The 17,487-nt window shown below is 53.9% G+C and carries 17 protein-coding genes and 1 pseudogene; 5 read left to right on the top strand and 13 right to left on the bottom strand.

The features are described from left to right. Positions 1–38: 38 nt before the first annotated feature. Together LMH93_RS09685 and LMH93_RS09680 are read right to left on the bottom strand one after the other, a co-directional pair. Complete coding sequence (locus LMH93_RS09685) at positions 39–1,430, bottom strand: four-carbon acid sugar kinase family protein (RefSeq protein WP_230065093.1); 1,392 nt, start codon at positions 1,428–1,430, stop codon at positions 39–41. Between the two features lie 3 nt (positions 1,431–1,433). After that, positions 1,434–2,711, bottom strand: coding sequence for a ribulose-bisphosphate carboxylase large subunit family protein (locus tag LMH93_RS09680; RefSeq protein WP_230065092.1), 1,278 nt, complete (start codon positions 2,709–2,711; stop codon positions 1,434–1,436). Positions 2,712–2,889: 178 nt separating this feature from the next. Here LMH93_RS09680 and LMH93_RS09675 point away from each other — a divergent pair, with 178 nt between their 5' ends. After that, positions 2,890–3,768, top strand: coding sequence for a LysR substrate-binding domain-containing protein (locus LMH93_RS09675; RefSeq protein WP_268256903.1), 879 nt, complete (start codon positions 2,890–2,892; stop codon positions 3,766–3,768). A 35-nt stretch (positions 3,769–3,803) separates the two neighbouring features. On the opposite strand, the gene LMH93_RS09670 is transcribed toward LMH93_RS09675, so the two are convergent. Next, positions 3,804–4,571 (bottom strand): SDR family NAD(P)-dependent oxidoreductase, encoded by a 768-nt coding sequence (locus tag LMH93_RS09670; protein ID WP_012051834.1) that lies wholly within the window; start codon positions 4,569–4,571, stop codon positions 3,804–3,806. 380 nt (positions 4,572–4,951) lie between these two features. Between LMH93_RS09670 and LMH93_RS09665 the strand changes: the two are divergent. Next, positions 4,952–5,318: pseudogene (locus LMH93_RS09665) on the top strand (transposase); the annotation flags it as partial. A 463-nt stretch (positions 5,319–5,781) separates the two neighbouring features. Here LMH93_RS09665 and LMH93_RS09660 read toward each other — a convergent pair. The 3 genes from LMH93_RS09660 to LMH93_RS09650 all read right to left on the bottom strand — a co-directional run bounded on the left by LMH93_RS09660 (position 5,782) and on the right by LMH93_RS09650 (position 6,745). Continuing rightward, the gene (locus LMH93_RS09660) at positions 5,782–6,087 is read right to left on the bottom strand and encodes a hypothetical protein (RefSeq protein ID WP_230065090.1); all 306 of its coding nucleotides are present in this window, start codon (positions 6,085–6,087) and stop codon (positions 5,782–5,784) included. Next, entirely contained in the window at positions 6,084–6,377 is a 294-nt protein-coding gene (locus LMH93_RS09655; protein WP_230065089.1) for a hypothetical protein, read from the bottom strand. The genes LMH93_RS09660 and LMH93_RS09655 overlap by 4 nt, the downstream gene beginning before the upstream one ends. 65 nt (positions 6,378–6,442) lie before the next feature. After that, a complete protein-coding gene (locus tag LMH93_RS09650; RefSeq protein ID WP_442800196.1) occupies positions 6,443–6,745 on the bottom strand; it encodes a DUF2514 family protein in 303 nt (100 codons plus the stop codon). A gap of 512 nt (positions 6,746–7,257) precedes the next feature. Between LMH93_RS09650 and LMH93_RS29655 the strand changes: the two genes are divergently transcribed. The 3 genes from LMH93_RS29655 to LMH93_RS09635 all read left to right on the top strand — a co-directional run bounded on the left by LMH93_RS29655 (position 7,258) and on the right by LMH93_RS09635 (position 12,663). Beyond that, positions 7,258–10,227 (top strand): calcium-binding protein, encoded by a 2,970-nt coding sequence (locus LMH93_RS29655; RefSeq protein ID WP_268256902.1) that lies wholly within the window; start codon positions 7,258–7,260, stop codon positions 10,225–10,227. Positions 10,228–10,841: 614 nt separating this feature from the next. After that, positions 10,842–11,267, top strand: coding sequence for a hypothetical protein (locus LMH93_RS09640; protein WP_230065088.1), 426 nt, complete (start codon positions 10,842–10,844; stop codon positions 11,265–11,267). A gap of 97 nt (positions 11,268–11,364) precedes the next feature. After that, on the top strand, positions 11,365–12,663 hold the full coding sequence (locus LMH93_RS09635) for a hypothetical protein (protein WP_230065087.1): 1,299 nt from the start codon (positions 11,365–11,367) through the stop codon (positions 12,661–12,663). A gap of 100 nt (positions 12,664–12,763) precedes the next feature. Here LMH93_RS09635 and LMH93_RS09630 read toward each other — a convergent pair whose 3' ends face one another. From LMH93_RS09630 to LMH93_RS09600, 7 genes are all read right to left on the bottom strand, one after another. Beyond that, a complete protein-coding gene (locus LMH93_RS09630; protein ID WP_230065355.1) occupies positions 12,764–12,994 on the bottom strand; it encodes a hypothetical protein in 231 nt (76 codons plus the stop codon). Between the two features lie 53 nt (positions 12,995–13,047). Next, entirely contained in the window at positions 13,048–13,431 is a 384-nt protein-coding gene (locus LMH93_RS09625; protein ID WP_230065086.1) for a hypothetical protein, read from the bottom strand. Next, entirely contained in the window at positions 13,428–13,865 is a 438-nt protein-coding gene (locus tag LMH93_RS09620; protein ID WP_230065085.1) for a structural protein P5, read from the bottom strand. Before LMH93_RS09620 ends, LMH93_RS09625 begins: the two co-directional genes overlap by 4 nt. Positions 13,866–13,927: 62 nt before the next feature. Further along, the gene (locus LMH93_RS09615) at positions 13,928–14,653 is read right to left on the bottom strand and encodes a hypothetical protein (protein ID WP_230065084.1); all 726 of its coding nucleotides are present in this window, start codon (positions 14,651–14,653) and stop codon (positions 13,928–13,930) included. Between the two features lie 10 nt (positions 14,654–14,663). Continuing rightward, positions 14,664–16,421, bottom strand: coding sequence for an SGNH/GDSL hydrolase family protein (locus tag LMH93_RS09610; protein ID WP_230065083.1), 1,758 nt, complete (start codon positions 16,419–16,421; stop codon positions 14,664–14,666). Positions 16,422–16,488: 67 nt separating this feature from the next. Further along, positions 16,489–16,680 carry a hypothetical protein gene (locus tag LMH93_RS09605; RefSeq protein ID WP_230065082.1) on the bottom strand — a complete coding sequence of 64 codons (192 nt, stop codon included), beginning with the start codon at positions 16,678–16,680 and terminating at the stop codon, positions 16,489–16,491. A 2-nt stretch (positions 16,681–16,682) separates the two neighbouring features. Then, on the bottom strand, positions 16,683–17,486 hold the full coding sequence (locus LMH93_RS09600) for a gp53-like domain-containing protein (protein WP_230065081.1): 804 nt from the start codon (positions 17,484–17,486) through the stop codon (positions 16,683–16,685). Position 17,487: the final 1 nt, after the last annotated feature.

Here is a 17,487-nt window from a genome sequence, read left to right as displayed (position 1 = left end):
GATATGCAAGTATTTTCTTGCTGAAAAACCCTCAGAGATTATTCAAGGCCTCTGAGTGCTTTGACGAAATAATCACGATCTCCCATCTGCCCACCTTTGAGAGCAATCTCCACATCCTTCAGGTACGGCTCGCGAGAGTGCATTTGGCACAGAGGAGCGCCAGGAGAAATATCAGACTTGATAACCAGAGCGTCAGGGGCAAGCACTTTGGTCACTTGGCTCGATGTGTCGCCACCGGACACCACTAATCGTTTCAACGGGAATGCCTTGAGAATTTCAAGTGCAACCTGGCCTACCTCCATCGCTAGCTGCTTCCCTCCCTGAACCCTCGCCTCATCCCTAGGCAGGCCTTTTTGCAGCATTGCCTCGATCATCTGCTCGATACGAGAGTCGCCAGGGCCTTTGGCAGTGTGAATCAGCACCGACCGCCCCTCTTCGAGGTGGGATACAGCGGCCATTACCACATCTCGTATTGCGGCGCTTTTTCGGGACTCAGTAATCAAAGCGGCAGCATCGACTTCAAGCTCCACAAACCCGTAATCGATTGCCGTTTCAATCTGGGCCTGACTCAACGGCGAAGCACTGCCTGAGATAACCAGTACCTGGTCTGCAGGTTTCAGAGGTACGGCCAGCGACGCGCGTGGCGGAAACACCCCAGCGGTACGCCAATATTGTGTGAGGCCGTACTCCACGCCGGAAGAACCGACGACGAAGACTGGAGCTGCGCCTGATGAAAGCTCGGTCAATACTTGGCCAGCGGTGGTCATATGAGAGTCGTCGGTACCATCAAACAACACTGCATCGTGCTGCTGTGACATCTCGTCGACTAATCGGCTGAGCTCTGCACTGCTTTCGAGCTGGCGAATATCAACTTTGCCAATCGACAAGTTCTTTTGCTTGCCGATATGGATACTCAAGTCCGCTTCATGCATCGGGGTAATCGGGTGGGCACTCATGATAGGGTGCCGGTCAATCCTGTGAACCTTGTGATCTGTCTTGGACAAGGCATAGAGGTTGCCGAAAACGCAGTAGCGGCCCAATGCGGGATTGCCTGCAATGATCGGGATCCCTTTGACATCATAGATGCGAGATGCCAGCTCAATGACGTGCCCAATGCTGCCCACGGAGTCGGCACTGTCAAAAGTCGAGCAAACCTTGTAGTGAATCAACGCTGGCGATAGACGTTTGATGCCCTTAAAAATCCCGGGCAACGCCGCATCCATCTCGCCATTGGACAAAGCACGGCTATCACCAGCGATGCCGATGGCGTCAAATTCGCCGAGTTCCGCCAGGCGTTCTGGGGTCGGAGGAGCGAGGAACAGGGCACATTTAAGTCCAGCAGCCGTCAGAACCTCTAGAGCATCGGTCGAGCCAGTGAAGTCATCACCATAAAAGACCAACGGCAGCTTGGTAACGTGATGGGAGGTCATGACTTATTTGCCTCCAAACTTCTGAAGGGCCGCTGACAGGGCTGGCCTACCCTCTGCGTAACGCTCAAGAGGCACATGCTGTACAGCAGCTTCCCAGCCTTCACGCATGCTTTGAACGCCTGCTTCGATCCCCATCGGATGACCGATGATGCCGCCGCCAGCGAGGTGCATCAGGTCAACAGATTGAAGCCTGTTGAAAAGCTCAGGCGCCTGGCCCGCCCATTGACCGGAGGAGAAGACAGGCATCAAGGGGCGCATGCCGGCAAATGGAGCAAGGCAACTCTTGGCAGAGGAGATTACGGAGTCGTCCGCCTCGTAGAACTTGCCCTGAATACCATTCACATGCAGATGGTCGATCCCGGCCAGCCGCCAGATCTTCTGATACACCTCGAATGAGAAACCTAACTGGGGATAACGAGTCAGAGCTCCCCAGCCATTACGATGACCATGAATAGGCAACTGGGCATGCTTGCGAATGTGCTCAACCGCCGAATGCCCAACCCAATTCAGGCAAAGCATCACGCATGTACCACCCGCCTCAAGCACTGCATCTTGGCGGCGCATCATCTCGTCGATGCTGCCCGAGATGTTGATAGCATACATAGGCATGCGTCCGAGGCGATCTGCATGCTTATGAAGCACAGGCATCACAGCACTGAGACGAGCATCGAACGAAGCGTAGGTAGGATCGATGAGCAACTCATCATCCTTGATGAAATCGATACCTCCGGCGCATAGCTCATCGACCACAGAAGCTGTCTGCTCGGGAGTAAGGCCGATACTCGGCTTGACGATGGTTCCAATGATCGGTCGGTCATGAACACCGGCTAGCGCCCTGGTGCCTTCAATTCCGAATTGAGGGCCAATGAATCCCGATGCGAACCGCTCGGGAAGCTCCAGATCTAGCACCCTCAGCCCGCTCACCTCGCCAATCTCAAAGAGATTGCCGGCAATGGTGGTGAGCAACGCTGGGATATTCGTTCCGATATTGGCTGTAGGGAACGCAATAGTGACCTCACCTCGATGGTAGGTCTCAGCGGGATTGTGGCGAGCCAGGTAGTCGCTCTGCAGAGAAGGGCTGGAAACGGATGGCAGCGGCTCGATAGCTACTACACGAGCACGGGAGCGTTCCTTAAGCTCCGCCGATTCGCCAGGAAGTGAGAGGAAGGTACCGCTGGATTGCTCCCCTGCAATTACCTCGCTAACCCGTTCAATCGGGTAGCTGCTCTCTACAAAAAATCGGGCAGTAAACTCCTCTCGCCCGGCCTTGTGATCGACCATGATGGGTGCCTCAAATCTATTTGTTATTGTGAATCTGCCCGAAATGCCCAAGGCAGTTTCAAATCAATATACATTGACCCTGTATCAATCCAACCGATATGATTTCCATCGAGCGTGAGAAAAACTCACACTAGAATCCTAGCTATGGCCGAGGCTTCGGTCTTACGGAGGTGCGTATATGACGTCGCCAGTCAGGCCTTCGCTCAATGCCCTACGAGCGTTTGAAATGATCGCGCGCAAAGGATCGTTCAGCGATGCAGCGGATGCTCTGTGCGTGACTCACGGGGCTATCAGCCGTCATGTCCGAAGCTTGGAAGACTCCCTAGGTGTAATTTTGCTGACCCGAAATGCACATGGCACCAAACTCACCCCAGAGGGAGCACGCCTCGCCTCAGGCTTGGCCAGGGCTTTTGCCTTGATACAAGAAAGCATTGATGAGGTTCGCCCTCGCCCGCTTGAGCTCTCCTGCTCGGCGTCGATCATGATGCATTGGCTGCTACCTCGACTCGCCAAGCTCCACAGCAGCTTCCCCACCATGGAATTAGGCTTGAAAACGGGTCACGGCCCCATTGATTTCGCCCACGAAGGCGTCAGCGTAGCGATACGCCTAGACAGCATCGAACCACCTCCTGGGATCGAGCCGATACCCCTAACCAGCGAATGGGTAGGTGCAATTTGTTCGCCTGCTTATCTGGCTGCGTCCGGCGTCACAGAGGTGAGCGACTTAACCAAGGAACGCTTGCTGACCACAAAAACCCGTCCCCACGCGTGGAAGGACTGGTACGCGTCTATTGAGCAAGAACCTGGTGAGCTGCTTGAGATGGAATATTTCGAGCACTTCTACTTACTCATTCAGGCAGCCAAGCTCGGCTTGGGGTTCGCCTGTGTCCCACGCATGCTGGTGGAGGCAGAGCTTGAGAGTGGCGCCTTGGTGGCCCCGTTTGGCTTTGCACAAGGGGCGGCAAAGTTGGTTCTGTGGGTTTCACCCAATGCAAGGCTACGCCCCGATACAGCAGATTTGGAAAAGTGGATAAAAAAAGAGATGGCGCAAAGCTAGACAAGCGCCCGCTTGGGCGCTTGCAATATTGCCGATTACAGGTCGCCTGCGCCCCAGGCCAGGAACCCGCCATCCACAGGCAGCACAACACCATTCACGTAAGCAGCTACGTCAGATGCCAGATAGCTAACTGCGCCGGCAATTTCTTGAGTCGTTCCGTAGCGCTTGGCCGGAATAGCATTGCTATAAGCCTGGCGGAAGGTGTCGCTGTGCAACTCCTTGGTCATAGGGGTATCGACCGGGCCCGGCGCAATAGCGTTAGCAGTGATCCCGTATTCGCTGAGTTCCACAGCCATCTGCCGGGTCAACGCAATGACTGCACCTTTAGAGGTACCGTAAGCGGTTCGCCCCTTGCCCACGGCACGCATACCAGCGACCGACGCGATGTTGATGATTCTGCCGAACCCATTTTTCCGCATGATTTGAGCGGCGAGCTGGCAGCACATGAACGTGCCAGTGACGTTGATGTGCATGGTCTTGTTGAAAACGTCTAGGTCAAACTCCAGGAACGGCATGGTCTTGGCGATGCCTGCGGAATTCACCAGCACATCGCATCTGCCGAACTCGCTATCGATCCAAGAAAATGCATCCCTTACAGACTCCACCGAGGCTACATCTACCTGGCACGCGTCAGCTGTGAAGCCCTCCGCACGGAGCTGTCGCGAAAATTGCTCAGCCGCGTCGACGTTGATGTCACAAATGACGACATGATGCCCGTCCTTTGCCAGTGAAACGGCAGCTTCAGCACCGATACCCATCGCACCGCCTGTAACCACGGCGATTTTCTTGTCTGCGTACTTCATCGAAACCCTCTCTTGTTATGATCGCCCAAGGCTTATTGGATGGCTGAAGGCTAGAGCTGCCAGGGGGCTTTGCGCAATGGATAAAAACTCGTGCTTAGGAGAGGAAACCTCACACAAGCCAGCGTGAGTAACTGCACCAACTGAAGCCCCATACTAGGGTGGCATACCGAGGGGTCTTCACAGCAAATAAATAGTGACTACGTTGAACACATAAAAACTTTTAACTTCTATATGTCCACCAGAGGAAATAGCCGGGTGCTCGACAACCACTGAATTCACAACAGAGGTGAAATGTATGGGTGATGTCAAAATTTCCGCCATCCATCCATCACATAAATATTTACGAGTAGCTACACCTGCCCACCACAGAGAGGTGCCTGATGATCAAGCAACGCCGCACCTTCACATCCGCATTTCAGCGCGAAGCCGCCCGCTTGGTGCTCGACCAGGCTACAACATCGAGGCGGCGCGGTGGCTTGGACTGGCTGAGTCAGCCTTGCCCAGGTGGATCGCCCAGCCTCTGCAGGAACGTGGCGGTGTTACACCGATCAGTGAAGCGCTGACGCCTGAGCAGCAAAAACCCAGGAACTGGAAGCGCGGATCATTTGGCAGGCGCAGGAGAAATCGATCCTAAAGAGCTACCGAGCGCTTGATGGCCGAGGAGCAGGAGCGCTCGCGTTAATCGATCAACTCTGCTGCGAAGCGCCGGTTGACCTGTTGTGCTCGCTTTTTGACATGAGCGCATCGCCCGCCCAGCAGGATATCGGCTGATTCCTGAAACAACGGCACATCTTGAAACGGCCGCATCAGCTCAACGACGGGTTACCGCCTGCGATCGCCGAGGACAAACCTTGCGCAGGGCTCAGGATCACTTGGCCACTACCAGCAGCTCGCACACAGCATGCGGAAATGATCAAAGAAATGCGGGCGCGATCCGTATGACATAGAAAATCGGAGCCCCAGAAACGCAAAAAGCCCTGAATAATCAGGGCTTTGAATATGGCGGAAGCGTAGAGATTCGAACTCTAGGATAGTTGCCCATCGACGGTTTTCAAGACCGTAGGACAAAGCCCCGCCCCATGCGGATTGTAAGGTGAAATCGATTCCAAAACAAACCAGAAACGGCAAGGCTACAAGCCGCATACTGCAAGGGTTGCCGTTTCAGTTTTGGAATCGATTTCGGCCGTATTTCGCGCACCACCAGCCCCCCTTAACACCCCCACCCAGGCGTTCTGCCGACGATGATCCGTCCTGGCTCGTCACCATCCCAACTATTCGCAATCTCGTAACTGAACAGGCCGATGTGGTACGCCTCATCAACCTCCACCAACCCCCACTCCTTGCCAGCCTCCGACAGCTCCAGCATGTCCACCAGGTTCTCGTCGCTGACCTCTCGCCGCCGATGGGCGGCATACGCCATTGCATCAAGCACGGCAGCGCGCCCCTCTGGATCGGTGACTAAAGCGAACCGGTCGTTCAGTTCGTCCATCCATGCCTGCGGTATCCCGGCCATCATTCTGCCCTGCACCACCAGGACTGCGCGTAGAGCACGCCGTCGACCTCTTCAATCCCGTTGATGTTGATGCCAAGCTGGGCCATGCCGTTGACCTTCGCATCATGCAGCCGGGGGATGATGTCGGGCCCAGGCGTCGGGTTAAAAACCCAGGCCTGGGTCGCAACTCGACCCAATGGCTCGCTGTGGTGGTCACCGATGTGCACATCCGCGCGCAGGGGCTGGATCTTCCCGAGACGGTCAGAGGGTAAGGCCACGCCATGCTCGCGGCGTCGAACGAGGAGGAAGTACATACGGCACCGATACTGTATATAAAAACAGTATCCTACTCATGAAAAGAGCTATCCAGCAATCCCGATCAGCCGGATGGCATCATGGCGTCATACTCGCGCCCGCACTGCTGGCCGGCGTTCCGGGCTCGGTCATACGCTTGCGCCAACTCTCGATTCGTAGCGACAGACCGGTCGAGCAGGTCGGAGAGCACCATGGCGGCGCGGGTGGCTGCCTGGCCTCTGGCGACAGCGGCGGTATTCGTGCTGGGGCAAGTGGCGGTGGCGGCGAGCTTGGCGCTTTCGTCGCGCAGCCGCGTGGCAGCAACGCCTGCATCGACAATTTTGGTTTCTTCATTGACCTGGAAGCACTCTGATTTGGATTTGGTCAAATCGCTGCTCAACCAGGACGTACCAGCACCCCGTCACCTTTGACTGCCAGTAATGCAACCGTAGTGTGGGAATCGATCCTCAGGTTGCGCCGTTAGCGGCCTGCGAATCGCGACTGTCTAATACGGTTCGGCCATTTAAACAGCGCCCCCTTCCCGTCGTCCCCCCGACAACGATTCTTCCTGCTCGTGATCAACCCAACCCTCATATTTGAAAAGGCCAAGGTGACAAGCCTCCTCGTACTCGAGCAGCGAGCTCGAGCATCTCCACCAGGCTTTCCTCGCTGACCTCTCCCGGCGGCGGCGCGGCCACCGGGATCGGTGACATCGGCCGAAACCATGGCTTCGAATGCTTTGGGTGACAAGCCTTAACACCTAGAATTCATGGCATCAGATAACAAATTCGGCTGACCATATCGCTTTTTGTTTTTGCCCACATTAGTATCAAATGGCCATCTCCTCAATATGACGACATGGGACAGATCCAACACCACTTCGCACCATGGATGACCTGCATGAGCCTCACTACTGATACTAATTCGCCTAATCTTTCTTCGTTGAGAATCCCGCAAGTAATTGATCTTTCGGCGGGAGCGGAAGGGCTGACTATAGATGCCGCGGCATCTGACGACATCTCAGGAATAAAAAACATTCAAATCTGGTTTGATAAAAATTTCACTTATTCGTATACCAATTCTGATCAAAAGTTTTCATCGAGCCTTCTACTCAACCAAGGCCTTTCAGACTCTTGGGTAGATGGTTCATCCTCTCAGACATGGAATATTGCAGAGACCAACCCGCCTGGAATATATAATGTGACTTCCGTTGTCGTGGAGGATTTGCAGGGAAACACTCGCACCTACTCTCCAAGTGAACTATCTGAGCTTGGAGTCAACACTAGTGTTCTTTTTGAAAACCCAACTACTGACGCCACCCCACCAAATCTCATCTCCCTTGAGATACCGTCCACAATCGACTTATCTTCGGACAGCAACGGACTGACCATAAACGCGACTGCCTCCGACGACCTATCAGGCGTTAAAAACATACAAATATGGTTTGATAAGAATTTTACGTACTCCTATGCCAATAGTGATCAGAAATTTTCTTCAAACCTCCTACTCAACTCAGGACTCTCTGACTCTTGGCTGGATGGCTACTCCTCACAAACATGGAACATTGCAGGTACCAATCGCTCTGAAACCTACAATATCACCTCCGTTGCAGTGGAGGATCTTCAAGGAAACACCCGAACTTACTCCTCAGAGAAATTAATAGGCTTAGGCGTTAACACAAGCATTCTTTTCAAAAACTCAACACCGGACGTAACGCCACCAAGCCTTACCTCTCTTAAAATACCCACCACAATAGCCTTGTCTTCGGGGACTAACGAGTTAACCATAGGCGCAACTGCATCAGACGACCTATCAGGCATCAAAAATATACAGATATGGCTTGATAAAAACATTACCTACTCCTACACCAATAGTGGTCAACAATTCTCATCAAACCTTCTGCTCAACCAAGGACTTTCTGACTCCTGGCTGGATGGAAACTCCGCACAAACTTGGCACATTGCCGCGACCAATCCTTACGGAGCTTATAATATTACCTCCGTAAGTATTGAGGACCAACAGGGAAATATTCGAAATTACTCCACGAACGAACTAACTAGCCTGGGCATCAACACCAGCATCAGGTTCGTAGCCAGCAAGTCCACACTTACTTCTGCCGACGACTACTTCAGCGGTAGTAGCTACGCGGACTGGGTGTTAGGGCTGGACGGCAATGATAGGATGTACGGACTTGCCGGAGATGACTTGCTGGAAGGTGGCAACGGTGACGATGTACTTGATGGCGGTGCCGGTGCGGACACCATGATTGGCGGCATGGGTAACGATACCTACTATGTCGATAACGTGAATGATGTCGTCAGCGAAACTTCCGCCAACGGCGGAATTGACACTGTAATCTCCAGCGTCACTCGCACCCTGGGCGCCAATCAGGAAAATCTCATCCTAACCGGAACCGCGGACCTCAATGGCTACGGTAACAACCTGGATAACAAGCTGACAGGCAACGCCGCAGCCAACGTGCTAAATGGCGGTGCCGGTGCGGACACCATGATTGGCGGCATGGGTAACGATACCTACTATGTCGATAACGTGAATGATGTCGTCAGCGAAACTTCCGCCAACGGCGGAATTGACACTGTAATCTCCAGCGTCACTCGCACCCTGGGCGCCAATCAGGAAAATCTCATCCTAACCGGAACCGCGGACCTCAATGGCTACGGTAACAACCTGGATAACAAGCTGACAGGCAACGCCGCAGCCAACGTGCTAAATGGCGGTGCCGGTGCGGACACCATGATTGGCGGCATGGGTAACGATACCTACTATGTCGATAACGTGAATGATGTCGTCAGCGAAACTTCCGCCAACGGCGGAATTGACACTGTAATCTCCAGCGTCACTCGCACCCTGGGCGCCAATCAGGAAAATCTCATCCTAACCGGAACCGCGGACCTCAATGGCTACGGTAACAACCTGGATAACAAGCTGACAGGCAACGCCGCAGCCAACGTGCTAAATGGCGGTGCCGGTGCGGACACCATGATTGGCGGCATGGGTAACGATACCTACTATGTCGATAACGTGAATGATGTCGTCAGCGAAACTTCCGCCAACGGCGGAATTGACACTGTAATCTCCAGCGTCACTCGCACCCTGGGCGCCAATCAGGAAAATCTCATCCTGACCGGAACCGCGGACCTCAATGGCTACGGTAACAACCTGGATAACAAGCTGACAGGCAACGCCGCAGCCAACGTGCTAAATGGCGGTGCCGGTGCGGACACCATGATTGGCGGCATGGGTAACGATACCTACTATGTCGATAACGTGAATGATGTCGTCAGCGAAACTTCAGCCAACGGCGGAATTGACACTGTCGTAGCCAGCGTCACTTGGACCCTCGGCTCTAATCAGGAAAATCTTGTCCTGAATGGCGGTGCAGAGGTAAATGGCTACGGCAACCACCTAGCTAACAAAATGACTGGCAACTACGCGGACAACGTTCTCGACGGTGGCGCAGGAGACGACAGAATATGGGGCGGCGGTGGCAATGATCACCTAATCGGCGGATCGGGTAAAGACACCCTCACAGGTGGCGAAGGTAGCGATACTTTTTATTACAAAGCAGTAAGCGATACCGGGACTACAAGCCAAACATGGGATGTAATTACCGACTTTGTCCACGGCATCGACAAAATCGACCTCACAATGCTTGATGCGAACACCACCACATTTGCCAATGATGCTTTTCATACGATCATCTCCAGCGATAGCGCGTTTACCGCTGCTGGTCAATTGAAACTAGCAAACGGCATACTCTATGGAAATATGAATTCAGATAGCACTCCAGAGTTTGCAATTCAACTGCTGGGTGTATCTACCATCGACCTATCAGACTTTGCCCTATAAAGATTAGCGACAACTGACCGCCCAACCAAACTAGTGAACTCCTAAAGCCAAACTAGTTCTTGGCATACTGACAGCAGTCTCCTCCTCTGAGCCTACGCCTACGTGGCCCAGGGGAGGCACTATGAGATTAACTCAGTAAGACATTGATAACATTAGGTGGCTGGAGACAATGTAAGTATCGAATCAAGGCCTCGCAGCGTACCCAGAGCTACCACAAATCATTTCGACGCTGATATTTTTACAACGATTGCATCTGAGTTCCAACTGCCTCTGATTGATTGCCATTGCTCCAGCCGCCGGGGCTGGTTAGAGGGTTGCTGACGCACCTCAGATGGATCCCTGATCCGAAAGATCTGCATGGTGTCGCTGTCCGGTAGGCTATGATCAGCAACGCTGCCGTTCCATGAGGCTGAAAAAGCCTTTGTGAGCCGCTCCAGAGCCGGTTCACCGATCGTCGGAAGGCTCCAACGCATCCGCAGCCAGACAGGATGAAGCCTCACACGCCCCTGATCCTGCTAGGTTCAGGGCTGCCTTTTCCCTCAATTTGGGTACTAGATGACCTGCATCACGGCTTGCGCTAATATGGCAAGAACCGCCGTACAGGGAAACGACGAATGAGTAGTGTCAAGTGTTTGCAAGAGAAACTTTTCAATCACCTTGAAAAGATCGAACCAGAAGCTCGCCGCCTTCGCACTGAGCGAGCGGCGTTCAATAGAAAAGTTATGGAGTTGTTCGAGCACCTCGAAGAGGTTCTAGGGTCGACGAAAGGCGTAGCTCTCACAACCAGCCCAGTGAGCACTTTTGGAAACGTGAATGCTGCATTCATGGAAATCCTGATTCTCGATAAAACTGTGAGAATCCAACCAATCGAGGCTGGAGGAAGGTTTACCCTGGGAGTTTCAGGGCTATTTGATCGAAAATTAGAATTTTCGCTTCAGGATGATGAGGTATTTATCGCATCAGACCAGGCCTGCTCAACAGAAATCTTCCTAGATGATGCCCTAATATTTCGGGGTCTATGCGGACTGGTGCCAGAATAAGATGGTGCAAGGGCCTATGCCTCGCGCCGACTATCCGACCAAATTTTCACCCCTAACAGCCTAGCATTGCAGAACTATAACAGGCCTAGGAGCTTGCATGGATTACAAAACTATACCTTGGAGCGGAATCGCCCCACTTGATCGACCGCTAGGCACGGCAGATCGATGCAGTCAATCTCTGTACCTTGATGAACATGATCTATTCATAAAGCATGGCATTGCCAGACTCGATAATCAGTACGAAAACTTCGAAGCATTTTTGCGCTGCGGAGCAGACGCCGAATGCGCCCCTCTCTTCATTTCCTGTGTTTTTAAAAATCAATGTGAAGAGCACTCGAGAGAGCTTGGTTCGTTCTTCAAGAATCATGTGCAGCCTAAATACCCAAATGCAGGTTTGGTTGTCTACTCCTCAGAGCATGTAGCCGGGATAACTTCGCACTTTCAAGTACATGTCCCAAGTGAAAGTCTAAGAGAATACGAACGCAAGGTCGGTAGGCATCTTGAAAGAATGCTGGATGAGCAGCCTATCGGATCCACCCTAAAACCTAGCAGTGCAAAATTTTCGCAGACCGCCGTGACAGCTTCTTCGTTAGAAGATATAACGATCATCTATGGCGAGCCGTACGTTCTCACGGTGAATCTGGACGGGGTTCCCTTCGAGTTTTATTGTAATTTTCGGGAAAATGCCGACCAACTTGTTGTGCTCGGTCAGGCCGCTATCGACCGCGACAAAACGACTTTGCCATGCTTTTTCCGCTGGAAGTGGCTAGACTCGCTGGATGCCTCTGGAATCGTACTGAATGATCCTACGCTCTATCTCAGTGACGATTTGAACGGTGGGTGGTTCATCGGCACTCCTGAGCGTGACTATGTGCACGAATGCGTTTCAATTATCAATAAACTGCGTGAACTTGCAGGCCTGAGCGAACCTCCCATTTTCTTTGGCTCATCCGCCGGCGGCTTTACATCATTGGCCTTCGCATCCTGCATACCGGGATCGGTGGCCATTGCTGACATCCCTCAGGTCGATCTCGAAACATATCATATGAAGGGTGAAGTTGACAGGCTTGCCAAGGCAGCATTCCAAGTCGAGGAAATAACTCTAATTCCTGAAGAGTTCCGATATCGTACGCAGGTCGCGAAGCGGTTCATGAAAGAGGGGCGCCTCCCTGAGATAATCTACCTTCATAACATCAAGGACACTGCTCATATATCTCAGCTCAATGGATTTCTCCAAAGCTGGTCGGAAGCAGCCCACAAGCTTCCCGCTTCCGAAGTAGGGTCCCTGAAGGTCACAACTCATGACAGACTTCACATGACTAAGGGTGGTCACGTTACACTTTCGAAGACCGACACACTTAAAATCATTAATAGCTATTTGGGTAAATCCCACTAGCAGATACAAACAGCCATGGAGATCAGGCGACCTACCCGCCCGGGTTAGCCCTCGGGGTTCCGGTCGACTGAGGCGAGATCTTGGCAGGAGCAGCAGCGGATCAGCGGCAGGCAGTTAGCGCAGCCTCCAAAAGTCGCTCATACCCGATCCGCTGCCGGCGCTCAGCCAGCAGTGCGCGCACCTTCACTTCAAGGCTGTCGGTCTGGCGCAGGCCCGCGCCTGCCCATAGTGGTACAGCCACCTCTGGCGCCCGGCACGGCACTTGGACGGGAACCTCGACGCGCACGTATTGAGCGTGGGATGCCGGCTTGGTCGCGCACCCCGCCAGCATCAGGGCAGCCAGCAGGGGTAGCTCTTGTAACCTTTTGCAGCCGACCTTGTCGTTCAAAATCCCAACTCCTTGTCTATGATTGAGATGGCGGCCGCACACTGATCTCCACCGGTGCGCTCCTGTTGCAGGCGGCTCGCAGCGCTGTAGTCAACATCAGTGCTGGCCTTGGCTTCGCCCACTGCTTTCTCCGCACCGACCTGTCGCTCATTTGCAGCAAGAGCCAGGTCGCCCAGTGCCTTACCCTGCTCTGCCGCCAGCCCGCTCAGATTGTCCCGGGCAGCCTCACAAGTCGTAGCCTCCTTATTGGCCTGATCCAGCTGCGGTCGGTAATGACAAGCTGCCAGCCAGGTACCGCCAGCACCACCTACGCCTATCAGCAGCACTGAGCCAAACAGCACAGCGGCCAAACGGCAGCCCTCCACCGCTGACTGCATCATGCCAGTGCCCGCAGAATACCTTCGTCGATCACCTCGGCCTTGTAGGGGTTGCCGCCGTTCTCGTGAATGATGATTCCGACCACCGCCTCGCGCAGCACCGGCGACTTAGAGATGTCAATGGAATCGCGAACATCTACGCCCAGGCGCTTGGCGATGGCTTTGGCATACGCAAGGGTATTGTTCTCGCTGGACGGCGCCCAGCGGCTGATGAACTCAAGCGGCGTATCAATACCAGGGCGCCCAACGCCCGGCATCCCATCCTTCCCTCGGTAGTTGAGCAGTAGCTTGCCCAGTGCGCGGATGCCGTTTTCAGGCGTGTCAAAGATAGCGAAGCGGCCAGCAGGCTCCTTGCCGACTTGGCCTTGCCAGTCGTTCCGGGGGTTGAAGTCGATGTTCCCGGGGTTCCGGTTACGGACGCCGCGTGGTGTAGCCATGTGTTTTCTCCAGGCGAAAAAAATCCCGCGCAGGGCGGGAGTACTTGATCAGTAGGCGAACATCAGATAACGATCGATCGCCGCTCGCAGTAGCGCTTTAGCCAGGCGTAAAGCTTGGCCAGCTCGTCATCGGAAACGCTCCGGCTAAAAGCGATTAGTGCATAGACTTCGTTTTGCCCCGAAAATCCACCGGTGTTATATCCGCTGCCAATCCTAATTGGAGAGCCGAGTGATGGTGCTCCCGCGTTAGCCACCTCTGCTGCCTCACCACTTGTATGGTTCTTCACCATGATCTTGGGGGTTGTGCCAGTGATATTTCGCAACGAGAGGCAAACAGGCACACCATTGACGATAGGCGTTGGTAGCGCAGCTCCGTTGGCGTTGGTAGAGGTACCACGAAACCCGGTCACCTGCTTAGCAGTATTATAAAATAGCGCGAGCCTCCGGGTGGCGCCGCTCGTACTGGCGACGAAATTACCTGCAACAATGGCCTCGCCACCTGCGTCAACCGGTTTGAAAGCAGCCAGTAGGGTCACTTCAGGAGTGTCTGCCATTTGAGTCTGGATAAAATTGACCCGACCCTGCAGGCTGATGCTGTCCTGATTAACTGCTGGGGCACCTAGTGCCGAGCTGTCTTCTTTGTCGAAAGCAAAGTTTTTCAGCGAATTGCTAAGCGCGCCACCGAAAAAATGCGCCAACTCAAGACCTGTGGTGTCAATTGGGCAACCAGCCCAACCAACCGCCTTGTTTCGGAACGAACCACTACCATCTTTGATTACTACAGCCATGCTCAACCCCTTAAGCTCTCTCTAGGCTATCTACAATATTTTTAAACATTTGCATATGACCGGTATCATTCGGGTGCAACCCGTCCGATAGGAAATTCTCGCCGGCCAGTTTCTGCTTAAGCGTCGCGTGATAATTGTCGACATGACCGCAGCTAAATTTGCCCACTACCTGAGCGATCATCCGTGAGACATCAGCCTGCGAATATTTGTAGGTTGCATCTGATGGATAATCGATGGTCGCGAAGTTCGCGGCCATAAGCACTAGCTGCTTCCCAAGCACGTTCACCAAGTAATCCGCGATAGCCTCCAAGTTGCGTTTGGTTCTCACTGGATCATTTGGAACAGCAGTGCGCCCCCGGTCATTGGTGCCCAGTTGCACAAAGACGTGCGTGTCATCACTGGCCACCGAGGCTGGTAGGAGGCTGCCTCCCGGCAACCATTCGACAGTATTTGTCCCGATCAACCCATCGTTCGCTATGCGAATTTTTCGAGTCTTTTTAATGTGCTCGAAAGAAACTGAGCCGCTGCAACGCAACTCAACAGAGTGCTTTCCAAACGAAACGGCGATATCAGTTACTTTTCCGTAGGTTGTGGTTGAGCCAGTAGCCACAACTGTTTTCACCACTTGGCCATCGACCACTACATCGAAACTACCTGAGGACGGCGTTTCAACATAAACAACCGAAAATGCAGAGCCTACCGTGTCGAAAGCCACCGCGCGCCCACTGGATACCACACAGAGCGCACCAAGAGCAGCGGCCGCATTTGCTTCGACTACCTTTGCAACGTTTGAACCTGCGGCAACATCAACAACCGAGATCTCGGTTGAGCCAGCAATATCAATAGCATGTGCTGCTTGGTAAAGCGCAACGCCTGGCGCCGGATTACTCAACACCCCTGTCGAGTAGCGCCCGCCAAGATACTGATGCAAAAGATTAGCCCAGCTTGGCGAGGTCAAGTTATTACGTACGTCGGCAAGGGCATGATTACGTGGATCAATTACACCACCACCACCAACTGTCATACCCCAAGTAATAGAGTCCCCCACCAACCTGATGCAGACGTCTTGAAGTTCGCTAGCCAACGAGTGGCGTAGCGATGCAAGCACCGATTTATGCGTGTCTTTTGCCGCAGTCGAGCCACCAGGCTCCAATTCATAATGGAAACCGTCGGGATCCATGATGCTGAGGCCTGCTGGTATTCCGAACTGGTTTACATGCTGGACAGAAAACTCAGCGGCTTTGAAACCATGCTCGCCAAGCTCATATGCGTTTGCCTTGAGTTTGTCCTCTTGAAACTGAACAATTTCAAAACCGTCTTCATCCACAACGGAGGCCGCAACCGGCGGTGCGCCAGCAGATGGGGCGATCAGGCCCAGAACGCTATCAACTGCTTCGCTACTTGGGTAACGCTTTACGGCAGTTGCAACTCCGGCATCGTTCCGATACATGACTAAGTACTCACTTTCAAGCGCACTTGGAACGCTAAAAAAACCGGCGTTCGACGTGCCTAGCAAGCCCTTTTCAACCGTGCCGTAGGTCATAGCGCCCGCCATCTGCGAGGCCACGTCGATCAATGCCGCATCGATCTTCTCGTCAGCAAGGCGCGCCTGCTTGGCCAGCGTCGGCACCGGACCGCTCTCGGTGTCCACGTCCTCCAGCGCGCCGCCTTCCACGTAATGCTTTTGTTTAGCGGACGCAGTTTTCGCCTCCGCGGCCGCCTCCGACAGCAGCCCGGCATAACCTTCCAGCGCCGAAATGTCAGTCATCCACTTTTCTCCAGGTAACAAAAAACCCGCCGGGGCGGGTTCAGGTCAATCGATTTGGACAGGTTCGTTACGCGTCACGCTCTATCGCAAGTGGATCGCCAGCGCCATCGGCGGCGAGTTTCTTACCATTGCGCAACAGGTCCTCCATCAAGGCTTCATGGCGCTCATCCGTGAGCGGGCGCAGATCATCAGGTGCGTCGTCACACGGAATATCGGAATGGAAAAACGCCAGTCGCGACGGGCTGAAGAAGTACCCCATGATCAGTTCCCTTTGGCATGCCAGGTGTAGGCGGTTGAAGTGTTACCACCCGAGTTGATGATGGTTACAGACGAGTTCGTCCAGCGCAGGATGCGCACAATATTGCCCTCGGCTGCCGCGTCCTCCATGTTTGTCAGGCCCACATACCTGCACGCGGTCGGGAAGCTCACCGGGAAGGGAATCGTCTGCTCATTGAGGCCTGCCGACATGTTGAACACGCCGTATTGCTGGAGCGCGCCAGTTGAACCATCGCGCTCCCACGACGCCGAACTGCCGAACCCAGCGGTGTTGAGGTCTTGCTTGGTGCTCAGGCGACTTTCCGTCTCGGTCCTGGTATAGGTCTCTGCTCGGCTATAGGTCTCGGCTTTGGTGTAAGCATCGCCGATGCCGTAGCCCGCCAAGGTAGCGGCATTGTTCGCCTTGCTGGTCAGCAGTGTGTTGACTTCAGTCTTGGTGTAGGCATCGGTGATGCCGTAACCGCCGAGGGTGATCGCCCAGTTAGCCTTCTGCGACAACAAGTAATCGGTCTGCACTTTGGTATAGGCATCGGTAATGCCGTACCCCGCCAAGGTGGTGGCCTTGAGCGCGACATTGGCCACCATCTTCTGCGCCGCCTTCAGCATCTGTGCATTGTCGTTTTTGTCCAAGGCCGGCAGGTAAGCCAGGATAAAATTGCACAACTCGTCTTGGACCATGTTCAGCCATTCGGCTTTGATCGGCGTGGGCGCCACACCGCCCACCAGCGAGCCATAGCGATAGGCGCCGGCGGGGGTGGCCAGGTCCGTCCATGCGGAAATTTTCTGCATT

Source organism: Pseudomonas sp. CIP-10 (assembly GCF_020911845.1).
Lineage (GTDB): Bacteria > Pseudomonadota > Gammaproteobacteria > Pseudomonadales > Pseudomonadaceae > Aquipseudomonas > Aquipseudomonas alloputida.
This window is presented reverse-complemented; position numbering and strand designations above follow the sequence as displayed.

Bases quoted from the DNA above. Each gene is read 5' to 3' on its own strand.
- LMH93_RS09600 (WP_230065081.1), bottom strand. From the start codon at position 17,486: ATGCAGAAAATTTCCGCATGGACGGACCTGGCCACCCCCGCCGGCGCC.
- LMH93_RS09655 (WP_230065089.1), bottom strand. From the start codon at position 6,377: ATGTACTTCCTCCTCGTTCGACGCCGCGAGCATGGCGTGGCCTTACCC.
- LMH93_RS09680 (WP_230065092.1), bottom strand. From the start codon at position 2,711: ATGGTCGATCACAAGGCCGGGCGAGAGGAGTTTACTGCCCGATTTTTT.
- LMH93_RS09640 (WP_230065088.1), top strand. From the start codon at position 10,842: ATGAGTAGTGTCAAGTGTTTGCAAGAGAAACTTTTCAATCACCTTGAA.
- LMH93_RS09630 (WP_230065355.1), bottom strand. From the start codon at position 12,994: ATGCTGGCGGGGTGCGCGACCAAGCCGGCATCCCACGCTCAATACGTG.
- LMH93_RS09605 (WP_230065082.1), bottom strand. From the start codon at position 16,680: ATGGGGTACTTCTTCAGCCCGTCGCGACTGGCGTTTTTCCATTCCGAT.
- LMH93_RS09660 (WP_230065090.1), bottom strand. From the start codon at position 6,087: ATGATGGCCGGGATACCGCAGGCATGGATGGACGAACTGAACGACCGG.
- LMH93_RS09625 (WP_230065086.1), bottom strand. From the start codon at position 13,431: ATGATGCAGTCAGCGGTGGAGGGCTGCCGTTTGGCCGCTGTGCTGTTT.
- LMH93_RS09635 (WP_230065087.1), top strand. From the start codon at position 11,365: ATGGATTACAAAACTATACCTTGGAGCGGAATCGCCCCACTTGATCGA.
- LMH93_RS09675 (WP_268256903.1), top strand. From the start codon at position 2,890: ATGACGTCGCCAGTCAGGCCTTCGCTCAATGCCCTACGAGCGTTTGAA.
- LMH93_RS09610 (WP_230065083.1), bottom strand. From the start codon at position 16,421: ATGACTGACATTTCGGCGCTGGAAGGTTATGCCGGGCTGCTGTCGGAG.
- LMH93_RS29655 (WP_268256902.1), top strand. From the start codon at position 7,258: ATGAGCCTCACTACTGATACTAATTCGCCTAATCTTTCTTCGTTGAGA.
- LMH93_RS09670 (WP_012051834.1), bottom strand. From the start codon at position 4,571: ATGAAGTACGCAGACAAGAAAATCGCCGTGGTTACAGGCGGTGCGATG.
- LMH93_RS09620 (WP_230065085.1), bottom strand. From the start codon at position 13,865: ATGGCTACACCACGCGGCGTCCGTAACCGGAACCCCGGGAACATCGAC.
- LMH93_RS09615 (WP_230065084.1), bottom strand. From the start codon at position 14,653: ATGGCTGTAGTAATCAAAGATGGTAGTGGTTCGTTCCGAAACAAGGCG.
- LMH93_RS09685 (WP_230065093.1), bottom strand. From the start codon at position 1,430: ATGACCTCCCATCACGTTACCAAGCTGCCGTTGGTCTTTTATGGTGAT.